General features: G+C 47.2%; 13 protein-coding genes and 1 riboswitch. Of the genes, 1 reads left to right on the top strand and 12 read right to left on the bottom strand.

Annotation, left to right across the window (positions count from 1 at the left end; all coding sequences use genetic code 11):
- Positions 1 to 15 precede the first annotated feature (15 nt).
- Positions 16 to 155: riboswitch (SAM riboswitch) on the bottom strand.
- Between the two features lie 172 nt (positions 156 to 327).
- The 3 genes from ACR8BL_RS22005 to ACR8BL_RS21995 all read right to left on the bottom strand — a co-directional run bounded on the left by ACR8BL_RS22005 (position 328) and on the right by ACR8BL_RS21995 (position 3,404).
- A complete protein-coding gene (locus ACR8BL_RS22005) occupies positions 328 to 1,047 on the bottom strand; it encodes a Cthe_2314 family HEPN domain-containing protein (RefSeq protein ID WP_434749523.1) in 720 nt (239 codons plus the stop codon).
- Between the two features lie 296 nt (positions 1,048 to 1,343).
- Positions 1,344 to 2,321, bottom strand: coding sequence for a COX15/CtaA family protein (locus tag ACR8BL_RS22000; RefSeq protein ID WP_434749522.1), 978 nt, complete (start codon positions 2,319 to 2,321; stop codon positions 1,344 to 1,346).
- A 738-nt stretch (positions 2,322 to 3,059) separates the two neighbouring features.
- Positions 3,060 to 3,404 carry a thioredoxin family protein gene (locus ACR8BL_RS21995; protein ID WP_434749521.1) on the bottom strand — a complete coding sequence of 115 codons (345 nt, stop codon included), beginning with the start codon at positions 3,402 to 3,404 and terminating at the stop codon, positions 3,060 to 3,062.
- Positions 3,405 to 3,546: 142 nt separating this feature from the next.
- Here ACR8BL_RS21995 and ACR8BL_RS21990 point away from each other — a divergent pair, with 142 nt between their 5' ends.
- A complete protein-coding gene (locus ACR8BL_RS21990; RefSeq protein ID WP_434749520.1) occupies positions 3,547 to 4,836 on the top strand; it encodes a DUF2515 family protein in 1,290 nt (429 codons plus the stop codon).
- A gap of 170 nt (positions 4,837 to 5,006) precedes the next feature.
- Here ACR8BL_RS21990 and ACR8BL_RS21985 read toward each other — a convergent pair whose 3' ends face one another.
- The 9 genes from ACR8BL_RS21985 to ACR8BL_RS21945 form a co-directional block, all read right to left on the bottom strand.
- Complete coding sequence (locus ACR8BL_RS21985) at positions 5,007 to 6,635, bottom strand: putative polysaccharide biosynthesis protein (RefSeq protein ID WP_434749519.1); 1,629 nt, start codon at positions 6,633 to 6,635, stop codon at positions 5,007 to 5,009.
- Between the two features lie 61 nt (positions 6,636 to 6,696).
- Complete coding sequence (locus tag ACR8BL_RS21980; RefSeq protein WP_434753208.1) at positions 6,697 to 7,137, bottom strand: DUF456 domain-containing protein; 441 nt, start codon at positions 7,135 to 7,137, stop codon at positions 6,697 to 6,699.
- 54 nt (positions 7,138 to 7,191) lie between these two features.
- The gene (locus ACR8BL_RS21975; protein WP_434749518.1) at positions 7,192 to 7,941 is read right to left on the bottom strand and encodes a Cof-type HAD-IIB family hydrolase; all 750 of its coding nucleotides are present in this window, start codon (positions 7,939 to 7,941) and stop codon (positions 7,192 to 7,194) included.
- A 300-nt stretch (positions 7,942 to 8,241) separates the two neighbouring features.
- Complete coding sequence (locus ACR8BL_RS21970; protein ID WP_434749517.1) at positions 8,242 to 9,114, bottom strand: metal ABC transporter permease; 873 nt, start codon at positions 9,112 to 9,114, stop codon at positions 8,242 to 8,244.
- Positions 9,115 to 10,074 carry a metal ABC transporter permease gene (locus ACR8BL_RS21965; RefSeq protein ID WP_434749516.1) on the bottom strand — a complete coding sequence of 320 codons (960 nt, stop codon included), beginning with the start codon at positions 10,072 to 10,074 and terminating at the stop codon, positions 9,115 to 9,117. It lies immediately after the preceding gene.
- A gap of 3 nt (positions 10,075 to 10,077) precedes the next feature.
- Entirely contained in the window at positions 10,078 to 10,836 is a 759-nt protein-coding gene (locus ACR8BL_RS21960; RefSeq protein WP_434753207.1) for a metal ABC transporter ATP-binding protein, read from the bottom strand.
- 97 nt (positions 10,837 to 10,933) lie between these two features.
- On the bottom strand, positions 10,934 to 11,869 hold the full coding sequence (locus tag ACR8BL_RS21955; RefSeq protein WP_434749515.1) for a metal ABC transporter solute-binding protein, Zn/Mn family: 936 nt from the start codon (positions 11,867 to 11,869) through the stop codon (positions 10,934 to 10,936).
- 277 nt (positions 11,870 to 12,146) lie between these two features.
- Complete coding sequence (locus tag ACR8BL_RS21950) at positions 12,147 to 14,120, bottom strand: peptidoglycan D,D-transpeptidase FtsI family protein (protein WP_434749514.1); 1,974 nt, start codon at positions 14,118 to 14,120, stop codon at positions 12,147 to 12,149.
- A gap of 261 nt (positions 14,121 to 14,381) precedes the next feature.
- A complete protein-coding gene (locus ACR8BL_RS21945; RefSeq protein WP_434749513.1) occupies positions 14,382 to 16,412 on the bottom strand; it encodes a peptidoglycan D,D-transpeptidase FtsI family protein in 2,031 nt (676 codons plus the stop codon).
- Between the last annotated feature and the right edge of the window lie 64 nt (positions 16,413 to 16,476).

Raw genomic sequence — 16,476 nt, 5'->3', positions numbered from 1 at the left:
TCACGTGAAATGACCTTCTCATCTGCCAAAATCATGTGCATCATGATTCTGTAGGAATTAGCACCTAACACCCACAATGAATGACATTCATGCCATCATCGCAGATCGGTTGCCGGGCTTCATCGGGCCTGTCCCTCCGCCACTCTCGATAAGAGAAATATAAAGTTGTAGGTTTATATAGGTTCATGTAGTTCATCATGTATAATGACGGAACTGCATCAAATGCTAAGTTATAGACACGATTCCATGTAAGATTCGATCTGGAACTCAGTATAATTCAAAGTATTCCGATTTGTCAAATGGTATTATTTAAAATGCAACATATGCTTAACGTCTCACAATCTGTTTCCGCCAGATTCGGTTGATGTATCGATACGCTGTATGCAGCGTTTCACAGACCATATCTACACCCTGCCGCATCTCCAGCAAATGCTGATCCAGATCCTCTAGCTTCACTTTTCCCTGCATCGTCTGATGTAACTGCCACAGATCATCTTGCATCTCAGAGTTCATATAATGTATTTCCATATTACGCCGCTTACGCAGTCTGCTCATCGGTTCACGGTAGGTGTCCTTAATTTGTATCAATTGCAAGGCCAATGCATGATGCTCCCGGTGATAATCAAACTGTCTGAGCACCGTATAATAAGAGAAGTGCACTTTCGTTTTGGATGTATCCAATTGAAATATTTCATTTAATACGGTACCCAATTTGTCCAGAATAGCGAAACACCGAATAAATGCATCTTTGTAAAAATAAACGTACCGAGCATACTCCGCTTTTTCAGCAGCATTCATATCCTCCACGAAGCCAGCAACCACTTTTTTGCGAAAATGTGCGGCGGCAAAATAACTCTGCTCCAGCTCATCCAACGAGGATATAAGTCCCTGTGTCCATACATACAATTTTCGATAGTCATGGTTCGGATCATGGTCTATATACATCTGTTTCTCAAAAGACTCGAGTGTGAACGCCATGGTATCCATAGCTTCCTTCAATTTCCCCTGATTCACTCGTGGCTTTTCACCTAATAAAGTACGCAGCATAGATGGCCTCCTCTTTCCACTGATGAAGCAAAATATATGACTTCACAGCTGTTGAACAGCTGAACATGCAGCTTAAGCCTAAACTAAGCAAGAGTTTCGAAATAGCGTTCATCATTCATTGGTCATTTGTTAATCATGACAACTTGGTTTAGGTTGCCCTGCAACCTTCAACATCAAACAAAAGTCCACCTCTCCAATGATCTACATCACCGGATGGTGGACTTTCCAACATGGCCCAGCGCAGCTTCAGGACAACGCACTAACCTTTCTTGGTAAACACAAAATTCATAAGCTGTTTAGAAACGGTTCGCCGGACGGTGCAGCTTGTACACAAGGAAGCTCATGTACGTGAGAATACCAAACAGTATGGCAATGTCCAGCATATGTGCCAGCGCCACAAACATGTAAATTTCCGGACGGCTGATCGTCCACATCATGATCATACCGATGACCACTTGCAACAGGATCAAACCGACGGATAACACACCCAGTGTCCGCAATTCGCGGTTATCCGGATGTTTACGATAAGCAAAATGTCCCAGGATCGCAATCACGATCACGAGCGACACCGCTGCCAGACGATGGGCAAAAGCAACAGCTACTCCGCCGGAGAGTTCTGGAACAACCTGTCCGTTACAGAGCGGGAATCCGGAACAACCGCCAGCTGAATTCGTATGGCTTACAAACGCCCCTGTGTATACAACCAGATACGTATAGATGGTTGAAAACCAGACCAGGTTGCGGAATCCTTTGCTGACGCGAGGATATTGATTCAGACGTTCCAAGCCGCCATGTTTCGCCTCCTGCCGAATGCCAAGAGCCATCATCAACGAGCTGGCGAAGGCAATGAGCGCGAATCCAAAGTGAAGTGCCATAACCGCTGAAGACTGCGAGAAAACAACCGCAAATGCACCCATGATTCCCTGAATGATCACAAATATAAGAGTGAGTAACGAGAATAATTGCAGATCACGACGCTGTTTGCCAAATCGTAAGAAAGCAACAAACGAAGCAATGGATAGCAACCCTGCCAGTGCACTGACGGCACGGTGGGAGTATTCAATCAGTGAGGCCACAGTATGAGCTGGCACAAGCTTTCCGTTACACAAAGGCCATTCGTTTCCACAGCCAAGACCTGATTCGGTTTTAGTCACAATTCCACCGCCGAAGGTAGCCAGGAACATGACGAGACAGGTTAATACGGTTAACCATTTAAATAGTGTTAAGTGCTTCAATTTTTTCTCACCCGCTGTTGGTTTAAGATGGCGAAGCATATCTTCGCTTGATTAGTATGCTAATTTCATTTCTTCACTACTTGATGCAAAAAACAGTCCTTGCACCAACTTGTTTGATAACATTGACACTAATTTCACAACTATTTCATTATACCGGATAAAATCATCATTGACGCCGCGCTTTGTGACAAAATGTTAACGTCTGTTAAAACTTTGACCCGGAGGTCATTATATTTGAATTTATTTATCTTAAATTAAATGATGTAAGCCACGAACAAACTCGGTAGCCTGAAACTTTTCATTTATTAGCTTAGGTTCGTCAAATTCAACACATCAACTGCCCGGTCTCAAATTTTAACGATCACCACGAAGCTTATTTTACAGAAAAAGCCCCTTTTCGGATTCTAACCATCCCCAGGGAGCTTGTATCGAAGAAACACTCCAATAAATGGTCAAAAAACACCCTTTAGTTCAAAATAGCGTCGCTGGTGATCGTTAAAGTATGAGTTACAAAAAAACAAGGCAGTCTTAAGCCCAATTATGGCTCAACCGACAGCCTTGTGTTTGCATACTTTGTTCACAGTTTACCCAACTTTAGGTTAATTCATTCCTAGCAATACTTTACTCATTCCCTTAATACGCTCAGTATTTTGCCAAAATGACTGAATATCCTTTTTCACGATGTAATTCAGCAGCATCATTACTTTCCTGGCACTTGGCACGGCTGAGCTTCGTAATTTCGCAGCTCCGCGTATCTACAACTCGATTTAGCTCACCTTACTTGTGAATTGTGTTGTACACCTCAACCGCGCGATCCAAAAACTGCTCGATCTCTTCTCTCGACTTGCGCAGTTTGTTCACGTAACGCACCAGTTCCCGTCCGTCCGTGTAGGCTACAAAACTCGGAATGCCCAGAATGTTTTGTTCCTGACTCACTGGTCCCACTTGATCTACGTCGACTTCAATCAATGTCAGTTCACGCTCATACTTCGTTTCCACCTCTGGCATAAATGGATCGATGTATTTGCAGTCCCCACACCAGTCTGCTTTGAATACGGCTACTGTCAAACGTGGGGATTGAATCGCCACATCAAATTCCGTTTTGGATGTAATCTGTTCCATTTGTCACATCTCCCTTTCTGTACCTTGTCTACATCTAAGTGAAGCAAATTGGTGATTGGAAGTCAAATGTTCGGCGCATACTTAGAATAACCACAAGTCCTGGCTCATCAAACACAGTTTTTCATGAAAGGATGTTCCATTCATGACTTCCACCAGAAGCGATTCTTCGGAAACGCATCACCATGGTTCCATTATGCAGATCGTTCGCTCCATTCCCGGAGCTGCCATGGAAGTATGGCGCGGTAAACAGGCTGCCTGGCATGCTTCCTCCCAGCTCAGACACCCTTCACGTGACCTGAACTGGAATGCAGATACTGCTGCTGCTCTGCAGGCTGAGGTAGAGCGTTTAATATCTACAACAGGCAAATCCTCTCCTACGCGCAACATTCAGGCACAAAGTGCACTGGTTTGTGAGGAAGATTGTATCATTCTCGAAGAAATCAAGACCTTAACGCAGCAGCAGAATCGCAGTAATGTGACCCGCACAGCTGCTTATCTGGAATGTTATGAGCAGTACCCCGAACTGCACTGGGCTCTGCTGGCGCACATGGTATCTCGCAACGGCGGATATCATATGACCGACTTACACAGCGACCTGATGCATAATCTGCAAAATCAGGAGGATCGCGAGCATATGTATCGCCTGCTGGAGCGGTGCAATGCCCTTATTTTCCAAGATGCATATCCTCAGTTGCAGTTGTATATGCACAGTCGGCGGCTTGGGCGAAGCTGCTTCCATCTGTTGTCGCACTTTCACGTATCGGCGTTTATGACGCCGTTCTGGGAACGCTTTTGGCTGGAACGATGCAGTTCCATCCTCAGTGTGGCCTTAATTATTAATGAGCAAAACTATATTGAGAGCCGGGTGGTACAGCATCCGTATTTTCAAAAAGAAGTACTTTCCAAGCCTGCTTTTCATCTGCATAATCTGGCTGGCCTGAACCACATCGTTTTCCCTCTTGGACAAGGAGGCGGACTTGCCGGGCGAGTCATCGAACATTTTGGCAAATTAAATGAACGTATCCAGTTCGGCAAAGGACTGTATGCCTTGTTATTCGGTGTCGAGCAAGTGCTCCAGCAAGTGTTGGAGTTCTCGCGAACCGTACCTCACGGCGGCTCACGGGCAGAATATTGGCCAGGCCTGTTTACCAAACACCACGAGGAGCCAGGAGACCATAACCTTTATACTGAAGCTTTACTGAACGAAGAATGGCTGCCGGAAGGTCAGCGTCTGTACTCTCCCGAGTTGCTTACCGTCTGGGGTGACACGCCCTATGAGCCCATTACAAGACATGACTGGTTTGAAACGAGAGATTGCCTTGGATACCTGACCGCACCACGCAGACCTTGGCTGTTTGAGATGAGTCATGAGCATCGGTACGGTATGTTAAAGACAGCGCTCGCCCATGATGTACAAGCAATCACCCACTAATCGACGGTGGAGTCATACTACAACATGGATCAAAAATTATCCAACGCACTCGCCACTGCAAAGCCACTGCAAGGATAAAGTTCACCGTCACGTATGCCAGCTCCTTATGCAATAACAATAAAAAAAGCGCCGTCCGCTACCAGAGCAGACCGCGCTTTATTTACCTAAATTTATCCCCGTTGTCCAGCGCCGCGTTGCAGACGCATAAGTGGACGAAGAATTTTTTGCAGAATTCGCGGATAACTACCCAGCTCGTCCTTACGCAAGACACGAAGCATCACCATCAGAACCAGGTATACCACAACGACCAGCACACCCACGACCATGCAGGTTAACAGGAACGCCACCCGTGCAGGCAAGAATGCACCGAAGATTTGATTCCCCGTCCAGTTGGTCGCAAACCCGACAGCTCCTGCCAAAAGCACCGTAAGAATAAATCCAAGCCAGCGATCTCCCATAATCGAGAAATCCACAATTTTGCGCAACACACGCAGGTTCAGATACGTGATGACCAGGAAACACAACGCAGTTGCGATAATAATCCCATAAATACCAAAGATCGGTGCCAGAATGAGACTCGCAATCAACTTCACGATAATACCTGCTGCCACACTAATCATCGTAATCCGCGGTTTACCCACCCCAAGTAAAATGGAGTTTGTTGTCATCATTGTAATCTGGAAAATGGTGCCGAATGTCAGCAACGTAATAATCGGCGTTCCGTCCAGACTACTGAACAGCAATCCGTTTACCGAATAAGCCGCTGCACACAATGCAATCACAATCGGCATCCCGGTCAGAATGGAAATGCGCATTGCCAGGGTAACCTGATTTTTCAGATGCAACTCATCCTTGCGGGCAAATGCTGCCGAAATGACAGGCACAAGGGACTGACTGAGGGCAATCGCCAGAATAGGCGGAATTCCCGCAATACTTTGAGCTTTCGCACCGAGAATCGCCAGTACGCCCGTTGCTTCGTCGAGACCAATCCGTCCACTAAGCAGCGGAACAACGAGGGAAGAGTCGATAAAATTGATTGCCGGAACAGCAAGTGAAGATAACACGATCGGAATCGATAATTTGAAAATATCCGTATATATACCACGCATCGGAAGCTGCTCCGTACGCTCATAGTGAAGCTGTGCCGCGCGATCACTCTTACGTTGCTTCAATGTGAAATACAACATCACGGAGAAAGCACCGATACTACCAAAAACACCACCGAAGGACGCCCCGGCTGCGATCGTCTGATCATCGTAATTCCATTGCAGCATCACATAGGCTACCAAAATCGCTATACCTACGCGCGCAAACTGCTCTACGATCTGCGAGATGCCACCTGCCGTCATATTACCGCGTCCCTGGAAATAACCACGCATCATCGCAATCGCCGGGAAAAGCAGCAAGGCCGGAGCCAGTGCCCGAATGGCACTTACCGATTCCGGCACTTTGGAAATATGGGTAGCATAGAACGGTGCCGCCAACCATAACAGAACAGACATGACCACGCCGGCCACCGCCGCAAAGATCAGGGCGGCACGGTAAATCTGCTGCGCTTCACCCGCACGTCCGAGGGCGTAACGTTCCGAAACCATCTTACTCAGCGTACTCGGTATACCCGCCGTTGCAACAGTTAACAGCATTAAATACACCGTGTTGGAGATCGTGAATGATGCGTTACCGATATCTCCGAGGATATGCTCAAGCGGCACGCGCTGCACCAAGCCAAGTACCCTTGCAATCAGTGCGGCAGCAGCCAGAATGAGCGTACCCTTAATGAATGTTTCCTTCTTAGACAAACGAATTCCCCTTCTTTCCCCCGCACCGGATCTCTCTCCGGCCCTAAGCTATTCCTGACGTCTATGCGAATCGAACCACCCAGATAATGAATAACACAATCATTACGAGTTGCAAAATAATTTTCATCACCGTGCTGGTAAACAGCCCGACGACAGAGCCAAACCCAACTTTCGATGCTTTGGACGGCGATGAACCACCGATCAGCTCTCCGATAAATGCACCGATGAATGGCCCCAGGACAAGCCCAAAAGCCGGAATCACAAACGGGCCAATGATCACACCAATGGTACTCAGCGTTGTCGATAGCTTGGAACCGCCGAACTTTTTGACACCCCAAGCACTCACTACGTAATCCGCCACAAACAGCACCACCACGATCAGAATCTGGATAATCCAGAACCGGACCCCAAACGGATCAAAGCTGAAGAACCAGCCGTAGACCAGAAACGCGAAGAAAATCGCGATTGCACCCGGCAAGATCGGATACACCGTACCTGCCATACCTACTGCAAACAGCAGTACAATTAAAATCCAGCCAACGGTTGCGAGCAAAGGTTACTCCCCCTTCAAAATATGTTCACGAATCAGATGAGCAATGCCATCCTCATTATTGCTTCCAATAATTAAATCTGCCGCTTGTTTCACTTGCTCCTGTGCATTTCCCATCGCCACACCCAGACCGACGGCTTCAATGACAGCCAGATCGTTCAGACTGTCGCCTACAGCGACCACCTCAGACATCTCGATGCCCAGCAGCTGGCATACTTCCGCTACACCGGTAGCTTTGGATACATTCGCCGGATTCACTTCAATGTTCACAGGGGAGGAATTGGTCATTTGTAGACCACCCATCTCTTGCAGTTCCATCATGATCTGATGACGAATCGTATCGTCCTCGGTGGTGAATCCGAATTTCAGCCATTCCAAACCTTCGATGTTATCCGTCCAACGATCACGGTTAAACAGTTCTTCCACGGAGTATGCCCAGTACCAGCTGTTATATTTCTCCCCGATCTCATGCATTTTGCGGATCAGATCCGGATCCATCAGATGACGGATGTGGAGATCATGCGGAGCTTTCCAGACCTCACTGCCGTTGACGGTTACCATTGGTGTCTCCAATCCAAGCTGCACCGCATATGGCATAGCGTGGTATACCGCTCTTCCTGTAGACAGGCACACATGCACCCCGCGGCGGATCGCAATCTGTATCCACTTGGCGGTCTCCTGTGTAATTTCATGATTATCATTGAGCAATGTGCCGTCCATATCCAGGGCGAGCAGTTTATACTTCAGTTCACTCATGCTGTAAATCCTCCTCCAGTATTTCTCTCTTTCTCTTAAACAACAAGATCGCCCGGTATCCGCCAATGGCGGACGCCCCGGACGTCACAACTAACGCCATTTTACCACAGATCGTGCATATGCAACAAAGTAACCCGTATTCGAATCTTTGACGCTGTATTTCAGCTTTTTTTGAAAATCGGAAATACCAAAAAACCGCCGGCAGAGCAAGCGGTCTGGTTAATCAACTGATTTGTGCAAATTCAAAGTACAAGTCATGTTTCATGTGATATGCCACTCCTGAGCCTTAATTACCAGTGCTCACCGAACCGCATATTTACGACGTACATAACGAAGCACGATGCCATGTTTTGGTGACAGCAGCAACGCAAGTACAAACAAAATGCCGGCTACAGCCACCATACATCCTGCAATGGAAGCATCCATTGCGTAAGCCATCAGGTAACCACCAACAGAGGAAGCCGCACCGATCAGGACAGCGTACAGAATCATTTTGCCGAGCTGATCCGTGAGCAGATAAGCCGCTGCCGCGGGTACAATCAACATACCTACAACGAGAATGGAGCCTACACTTTCAAAAGAAGCAACCGATGTCATGGATACCAGCCCCATGAGCAGATAATGGAACAAAACGACCGGAATGCCGCAAGCTGCCGCCAGAGCCGGGTCGAAGGCACACAATTTGAACTGTTTGTAGAACAGTCCAACAACCACAAGAATGACGAGTAATGTAATGCCCAGCATCCACACTGCTCGTGGTCCGACATCCATCCCCCATAGAGTTAACGTATCCCATTGCACATAAGCAATCTCTCCGAACAAGACACAGTCCAGATCCAGATCGATATGCTGTGCATTCAGACTGATCAGGATGACCCCTACGGCAAAGAGTGCCGTAAACACGATGCCAATTGAAGCATCCGAAGACAAACCTCCGGCCTGCAGGCTCTGAATGAAGAATACCGTCAATAATCCGAATACGGTTGCACCCAGGAGCATCCACAGCGAGTCTCTGGAACCACTCCACAGAAACGCTATCGCAATTCCCGGTAGTACAGCATGACTGATCGCATCTCCCACCAGAGCCATTCGACGCAAAATCAGGAAACAACCGAGGATGGCGCAAGCAGAGGATACTAATATTGCCGTTAAAATAATCCAGATTGTGGCCATCTACATCTCCCCCTGTTTCCGCATTTGGGTCTGTGTAGAACGCATCTGCAACGCAGCCTGCTCTTCACGCATATACGTTGATTTCGCCTGCATACTCCGCAGCTTGCGGGCGAGCAACCCGCGTCTCGGTGCGAACAGAACAGATACAGCAAACAACACCGTAGCCGCAAGCACCGTTACCGGCCCTGTAGGCAGGTTAGGAACAAACGTGCTGAAGATCGTTCCCGCTGCACCACTTAATGCGCCGAATAATCCAGCCAGTAGCACCATAAGAGCGAGCGAATCGGTCCAGCATCTTGCCGCCGCTGCAGGGGTCACTAATAACGCTGCTACCAACACCACGCCAACCGCTTGGATTCCGGCTACTACGGCAATGACAGTCAGCAATAGAATCAGCTGCTCCAATACCCCGACTGGCAGTCCCATACCTCTTGCAAAGCCCGGGTCAAAGCTCACGAGCTTAAATTCCTTAAACCAAACTAGGCAGGCCACCAATAGTACAAGGCATACTCCGCCCATCACATACACATCCGTTAACACCATCGATGCCGCTTGCCCGAACAGGTACTTGTCAAGTCCGCTCTGGCTTCCGCTGGCGCTATGTTGAATACGAGTCAACATTACCACACCGATACCGAAAAATACCGTCAGCACGATGCCCATTGCTGTATCCTGCTTGATCCGGGAAAATCGGGTGATCCACGAAATCCCAAAAGTTGCTACAATGCCCGCAATGAGCGCACCCAGCAAGAATAATGCAATCGATTTGGTTTCCGTCAACATAAACGCAATACAGATTCCCGGCAGTGCCGCGTGAGCAAGTGTATCTCCCATCAGACTTTGACGACGAAGAAAGGTAAATGATCCGATAATACCGCTACTGAAGCCAAGCAGCAGACAGCCCAGCAATATCCAGCGTGTGTTCGGATCTGACAGAATAGAGACCATCCAATTCCACATGGACTACACCTGACCTTTCTCCGATCGGCTGCCGATCATCGCGATCCGGCCTCCGTAGGTCTCCTGTAATGTTTCCGCTACAAATACTTCACTCGTTGGTCCAGCCGCAACCAATTGTCCGTTGAGCAGCAATACATGATCGAAGTATTCCTCCACTGTAGCCAGGTCATGATGAACCACCAGCACCGTTTTGCCCTGCGTTTTCAATTGTTCCAGCAGGGAAATAATCGCTTTCTCTGTTGTGGCGTCCACCCCTGCAAACGGCTCATCCATAAAATACAGGTCTGCATCCTGTACCAGTGCTCTGGCCAGAAATACACGCTGTTGCTGTCCACCGGAGAGCTGGCTGATCTGTCGATACATGTAATCTCCCATGCCAACCTGTTCCAGACAATGAGCGGCCAGATCCTTTTCCTTTTTCCCCGGACGGCGGAACCATCCCAGATGTCCGTATCTTCCCATCATGACAACATCTAACGCATGAGTTGGAAAATCCCAATCCACAGACTCCCTCTGCGGCACATATCCAATACGCCGCCGTGTTTCGCGATAAGACCGTCCGAAGATTTCTACTTCACCGTGCATTTTCGGCACAAGCCCCAGAACCGCTTTGATCAACGTAGATTTGCCTGCACCGTTCGGTCCAAGAATGCCGATAAGCTTTCCTTCAGGTATCTCAAAAGACACATTGCTCAGCACCGGCTTTTTGTGATAAGCAACTGCCAGATTGCTTACACGAAGAGGTGAAAGTGTGACCTTTATTCCTTGTCCGATCAGATCACCAGTTGCCTTCTCTGCTGGTTGTTGTGTTGCGTTCATATCATTCATTATCTTCGCTCTCCTCTCTTCTGGATAATTATTATTTCAAAGCAGCCGCGATGGTTTCGACATTGTGCCGCACCATTCCAATATAGGTTCCTTTTTCGGTTCCCTCGGCTCCCATAGCGTCAGAGAACAGTTCGCCACCAATTTTTACGGTATGCCCCTTCTCAGCTGCACCGGCAATGATGGCTTCCATCGCTTTGGCAGGTACACTTGATTCGATGAATACCGCTTTGATCTGATTTTCTACCAGAAAATCCCTCAATCCACTTACATCTTTGGCTCCGTATTCCGCTGCGGTACTGATGCCTTGAAGCCCCATCACTTTAATTCCATAGGCTTGACCAAAATAACCAAAAGCATCGTGTGCTGTAACTAGTACACGGCTAGCTTCAGGAATCTGTCCGATTTTCTCATGTACTTCCTTATCTAATGCATCCAGCTTCTGCAGATAATCTCCCGCCTGTGCCTTATACTGCTCAGTATGATCAGGGTCTGCTTCAATCAATGTGTCACGAACAGCTTCGGTGGCACTCATCCAGTGTTTTACATTAAACCATACATGTGGATCATACTCCGTCCCACCTGTCGCTTGACCGGAATGCAACTCCTTCTCAGGGATTTTTTCGGCAACTGCGGTGACAAGTTTACTCTTGGACATTTTCTCCAGAATATTTGTCATTTTGCCTTCCAGATGCAGGCCGTTATAGAAGATCACCTTAGCTTGCTCCAGTTTGCGAATATCCCCTTGTGATGCTTTATACAAATGCGGGTCTACTCCCGGTCCCATCAATCCCGTAACCTCAACATAGGCGCCACCCACCTCACGTGCTATATCCGCAATCATGCCCGTTGTGGCAGTGACCTGCACTTTGCCGTTGGCGTCCGTTTCCGGTGTGTTAGCACAAGCCGTGAGCACGATAACCAGAACAATGCATGCCAGGGTAATGACTCCGCGTTGGATACTCCTCATCTTAACTTGTAACAATTCTGGCCTCCCCTTTCCCTCCACTAAAATATTTGTCCACAACTAATTAAGTTGCACATGGTATTTAATTTTAAGCATGTCTAATAATGTTTCCCTTGTGCAAATTTTAGCCGATGGAAAAACAAAAGGCAAGGGATATTTTCCCTCGCCTGTCCAAAAGTTTATGAAGTTTATTTAATGCAGTTCATCAACTGTTTTTTATGAGCGCGCCATTGTTCGTTCTTCGTAGTTCGTTCTTGTTTTAGAGATTCGATAATTTATCTTACTCCTGATTCTGATCCTTCTTGCCCTTCGGAATGCCGTTCAGGCCATACACTTCATCATATGCATCAAAAATCTTGCGTGCGATAGGCGAAGCACTCACCGATCCAAACCCACCTTCAGGCACAACGACCGCTACAGCCAGCTTTGGATTCTCCCGCGGGGCAAAGGCGATAAAGACACCATTCTCCTTTTTATTCGGGCCGGTTCCTTGCTCGGATGTTCCTGTCTTTCTGGCAAAATCATAAGGGAACCCGTCAAAGGCACTCACCTTGGTGACCATCCCCTTATGCACTTCGTTCCAGTGTGCATCGGCAAACTGCACTTCATTAAGCACCTTTGGCTTAAATTTCTTCACCACATTGCCCTCTGCGTCCCGGATTTCTTTCACCAGGTGTGGCTCCATTCGTTTACCTTTGTTCGCCAGCATGGTTGTGTACTGGGCAAGTTGCATCGTCGTATATTTGGCTTGCTGACCAAATGACGCAAATGCAAGACGTGTCAGTGCAGATTCATTATTGTCTGCTTTATACTCCAACTGACCAAGAAATTCTTTGGGCAGATCAATGCCTGTCGAGACACCCAAACCAAAATCCTTCATGTATTCGTCCCACTTATCAAGGCCTTTTGTAGCACCATATTTGCTCAGCAAACGCTTGCCCACCATATCAATCATAAATGCATTAGATGACTTTTCAATCGCTCTCCGTGCGGTAATATTACCGTTGTAGGCCGAATGTGAGTTCTTCACTTGTCTTCCATCCTTGCCGAGTACAGCATAACCTTTATCAGGATAGGTCTGTCCTGCAGTGAACAGTCCCTCTTTCAGGCCGATGAGCACACTCAGCGGTTTAATAACCGATCCAAGCAGAACAACGGACTCTGCGCGACTTGGCTTATTATCGTTAGGCGGAAAAGACTCTGTCGTCCCGTTACGGAATACAAATTTGATTTTGTCATAATCCCAGTCATTCGGATCATAGTCTGGCATACTCGCCATAGCAACGACATTTCCTGTATCGACTTCCATGGCTACTGCATAACCGGTAATAGCTTTCGGTAGCTTACGTAATTCATCCGTAATAGCCTGTTGTGCCGCAAGTTGAACCTCCTTGTTGATGGTGGAGACCAAACTGTAACCTTTCTCTGGCGGGGTCAACTCCATCGCGCCCGTAGGCAAATTACGAGAGTCAATATCAATGGATTGATATGCGCTTCGTCCTCGAAGCTCCTGCTGGTATTGTAACTCCAATCCATCGAAACCAACCTTCTCATCCTGGGAGTATACCAATCCCGGATCACGTTGCGATGCCGACTGCTCTATGATGGTTTTGTACTGTTTGAGTGTCGTTGGAACTCGCTTAAATTCTCGTGTGTACCCAATGACCTGCACAGCGACCCGGTCGGGGTCATATCTTCGCACATTTTCTTCCAGCACCATCACGCCGGGATACTCCGTTTTTTTCTCCAAGAAAAATGCGATTTCCTGGGTCGTCAAATCTGACTTGACCAGTCTTGGAACATAACCGAATGTTTTCTGATGGTCCAGATCCAATCGTTTGATGATCTCCTCTGTGTCCGGTTGATTCTCGTCTCCCGGATTGAATCGCTTGAAGATATCTGCCAGTTCACGAGCCAGTTCCTCCGCTTCCTGCCTGCGGTCATCATTGCGATAATCCTCATACAGCAGTACATAGAGCGACTGTACTGGCTCCGAATAAGCAAGCGCCACTTTCCCCGTCGCATCATAGATCGGTCCGCGTACAGGAGCAAGCGGAATATCTTTCGTATTACGTGTCGATTCCATATATGTCAGTTCAGGCCCTTCAACAAACTGAATAAATGCCAGCCGAAAGATCAGAATGCTGAATATAACAAAAGCCACGAAAAAAAATATATTCAGCCTGGCGCTGGAAGCTCTATTTACCGCTCTCTCGTCTTCATTCGGCGGTTTATTCTTGAGTCGTTTAAACATATGCAGCCCCTCTCCGTGCGTTAACAAACTTTCACCTCTTAATCTTAACAAAAGGTGACTGTAACGTCTTTCTATTTTTGGTTACATTTTAGTAATATGATCCACTCATAAATAATACAGCGTTGTATTTCTCTAGCTCTCGGCTAGCACTCTTCCCTCTATATAACGTAAGACAAAGGATTGGGTTCCATAAAAAGCAACAAAAAGACCCCCATTCCGGGGGCCTTTTTGCTTATTGCGTGGACGATCTCCAGCACTGTATTACTGCGCACTCGTTGCAGTCTCTTTATTTTTATCCTTTTTCGGAATACCATCTAAACCAAACTCTTGATCGTAAGCATCAAAAATCGCGCGTGCAACCGGAGCGGCACTGTTGGAACCAAAGCCCCCTTCAGGGATCATAACAGCAACAGCCAACTTTGGATTGTTACGGGGGGCATAAGCGATAAATACCCCGTTATCCACCAGCTTCCCTCCAATATTCTGTGTTGACGTACCTGTTTTTCTGGCAAAATCATAAGGGAAACCGCCAAAGGAAGAAACCTCCGTGGCCATACCACGCTGTACCTCATTCCAGTATGCATCACTGAAGTCTGCTGTGCTAAGGACCTTCGGTTTCACCTTCTCCACCACATTGCCTTCTGAATCCCGAAACTCTTTTACAAGCTGCGGTTCCATGCGTTTTCCTTTATTCGCAAGCATCACGGTATACTGAGCGAGCTGCATGGTTGTATATTTTCCTTGTTGTCCAAAAGAAGCATAGGCTAGTTTGGTCAAGGAACTTTCAGTTTTGTTTTCATATTCTTTACGCCCAGGCCATTCATTCGGCAGGTCCACTCCTGTTTTAATACCAAGACCAAACTGCTCCATGTACTTGTCCCATACGCCAACGCCCTTAGCACCATATCGCGAGTACAGTTTCTTACCAACCTCGTCAATCATAAATACGTTGGAGGAATGACGAATGGCGTCACGAGGGTACATGGCACCGTAAACGTGCCCCGACGAGTTCTGTACGCGGCGATTATCTCCGCCAAATGTGGTTGAACCTCTGTCGATATACACCGAGTTAGTGGTGAAGAAACCTTCCTTCAAACCAACCAATACACTCAGTGGCTTAATCGTTGAGCCGAGCAATACGACAGATTCAGCTCTTTTCTTGGATTCACCTGGCAGGAAGCCTCGGATTGTACCGTTCTGGTAAATATATTTGATTTTATCGTATTCTTCATTGCTTATGCTGCCCGTTCTCCACACATTGGTATCGTAGTCAGGCATACTGGCTGCAGCTACAACTTTGCCTGTATCCACTTCCATCGCTACGGCGAATCCGGTTTTTGCATTCGGATGTAATTTACCGGATACCGGATTGCGATGTAGCCAGCTCAGCTGATCCATAATCGCCTGTTCGGTTTTCACCTGTACGTTTTTGTTGATGCTGGAGATCAGGTCATACCCTTTTTGCGGCGGGGTTGTACCCGCTACACCTTCAGGAAGGTTACGCAGATCAACGTCAACCGACGTATAACCACTTTTGCCTCGCAACTTATCCTGATACTGTAACTCCAGTCCATCAAATCCAACAAACTCATTTTCCGTATACACCAGGCCAGGATCAGTTTGTGTTTTGTTCGCTTCATCCACTTCTTTATACTTGTTCAATGTTTTGGAGCTTTTGAATTTTTTCAAATAGCCAATGGATTGAACAGCTACCGTGTCCGGATCGTAGTAACGTACACTTTCTTCTACAATCTGAATACCTTTGAATTCATCCTTATGCTGGAGAAAATAAGCAACCTCGCCTTCAGACAAATCACTCTTGATCAGACGTGGCATAAAACCATTCGCCTTGCGTGAATTCAAATCCATTTCCTCTATAATCTGATCCACGGTCAAAGATTCAGAATTGGGGGCTCTATACTTTTCAAACACATCATGTAGATGCCCGGCCATCTCCTGGACTTCCCCAATTTTGGGATTGGGCTTACCATCCACATCGCCATAGTTTTTGTACAATGTAAGATACAACGATTGAATTGGCTTGGAGTAAGCCAGCTTCACCGTTCCTGTAGAGTCATAGATGGTACCTCTAACGGTTGCAAGCGGTACATCTTTCGTAATGTTACTCGCTTCTTCCTGACTCAGCTCAGGGCCCTCAACGAACTGTAAATAAGCCAAACGCACAATAATAACACTAAAAATAACAAAGGAAGCGAAGAAAAATACGTTCATCCGGTAGCTAAAGCGCCGTTTGTCCGCAATTTCATCCTTCTCATGGGAATGTTTTTTCATTCATCCTACCTCTTTCATGACTTGATGCATACCGCAGAAAACATCTATTTCCGGCATGATAACC

Origin of the sequence: Paenibacillus amylolyticus, assembly GCF_051136285.1 — a bacterium.
Classification (GTDB): domain Bacteria; phylum Bacillota; class Bacilli; order Paenibacillales; family Paenibacillaceae; genus Paenibacillus; species Paenibacillus amylolyticus_F.
The sequence above is the reverse complement of the archived record's forward strand: the minus strand, read 5'-3'. Positions and strand labels throughout refer to the sequence as shown.

What these genes read in the sequence shown, in the direction of transcription:
- ACR8BL_RS21970 (WP_434749517.1), bottom strand. Translation starts at nt 9,114, where the DNA reads ATGGCCACAATCTGGATTATTTTAACGGCAATATTAGTATCCTCTGCT.
- ACR8BL_RS21945 (WP_434749513.1), bottom strand. Translation starts at nt 16,412, where the DNA reads ATGAAAAAACATTCCCATGAGAAGGATGAAATTGCGGACAAACGGCGC.
- ACR8BL_RS21995 (WP_434749521.1), bottom strand. Translation starts at nt 3,404, where the DNA reads ATGGAACAGATTACATCCAAAACGGAATTTGATGTGGCGATTCAATCC.
- ACR8BL_RS21975 (WP_434749518.1), bottom strand. Translation starts at nt 7,941, where the DNA reads ATGAGTGAACTGAAGTATAAACTGCTCGCCCTGGATATGGACGGCACA.
- ACR8BL_RS22000 (WP_434749522.1), bottom strand. Translation starts at nt 2,321, where the DNA reads ATGCTTCGCCATCTTAAACCAACAGCGGGTGAGAAAAAATTGAAGCAC.
- ACR8BL_RS22005 (WP_434749523.1), bottom strand. Translation starts at nt 1,047, where the DNA reads ATGCTGCGTACTTTATTAGGTGAAAAGCCACGAGTGAATCAGGGGAAA.
- ACR8BL_RS21990 (WP_434749520.1), top strand. Translation starts at nt 3,547, where the DNA reads ATGACTTCCACCAGAAGCGATTCTTCGGAAACGCATCACCATGGTTCC.
- ACR8BL_RS21950 (WP_434749514.1), bottom strand. Translation starts at nt 14,120, where the DNA reads ATGTTTAAACGACTCAAGAATAAACCGCCGAATGAAGACGAGAGAGCG.
- ACR8BL_RS21955 (WP_434749515.1), bottom strand. Translation starts at nt 11,869, where the DNA reads ATGAGGAGTATCCAACGCGGAGTCATTACCCTGGCATGCATTGTTCTG.
- ACR8BL_RS21980 (WP_434753208.1), bottom strand. Translation starts at nt 7,137, where the DNA reads ATGGCAGGTACGGTGTATCCGATCTTGCCGGGTGCAATCGCGATTTTC.
- ACR8BL_RS21965 (WP_434749516.1), bottom strand. Translation starts at nt 10,074, where the DNA reads ATGTGGAATTGGATGGTCTCTATTCTGTCAGATCCGAACACACGCTGG.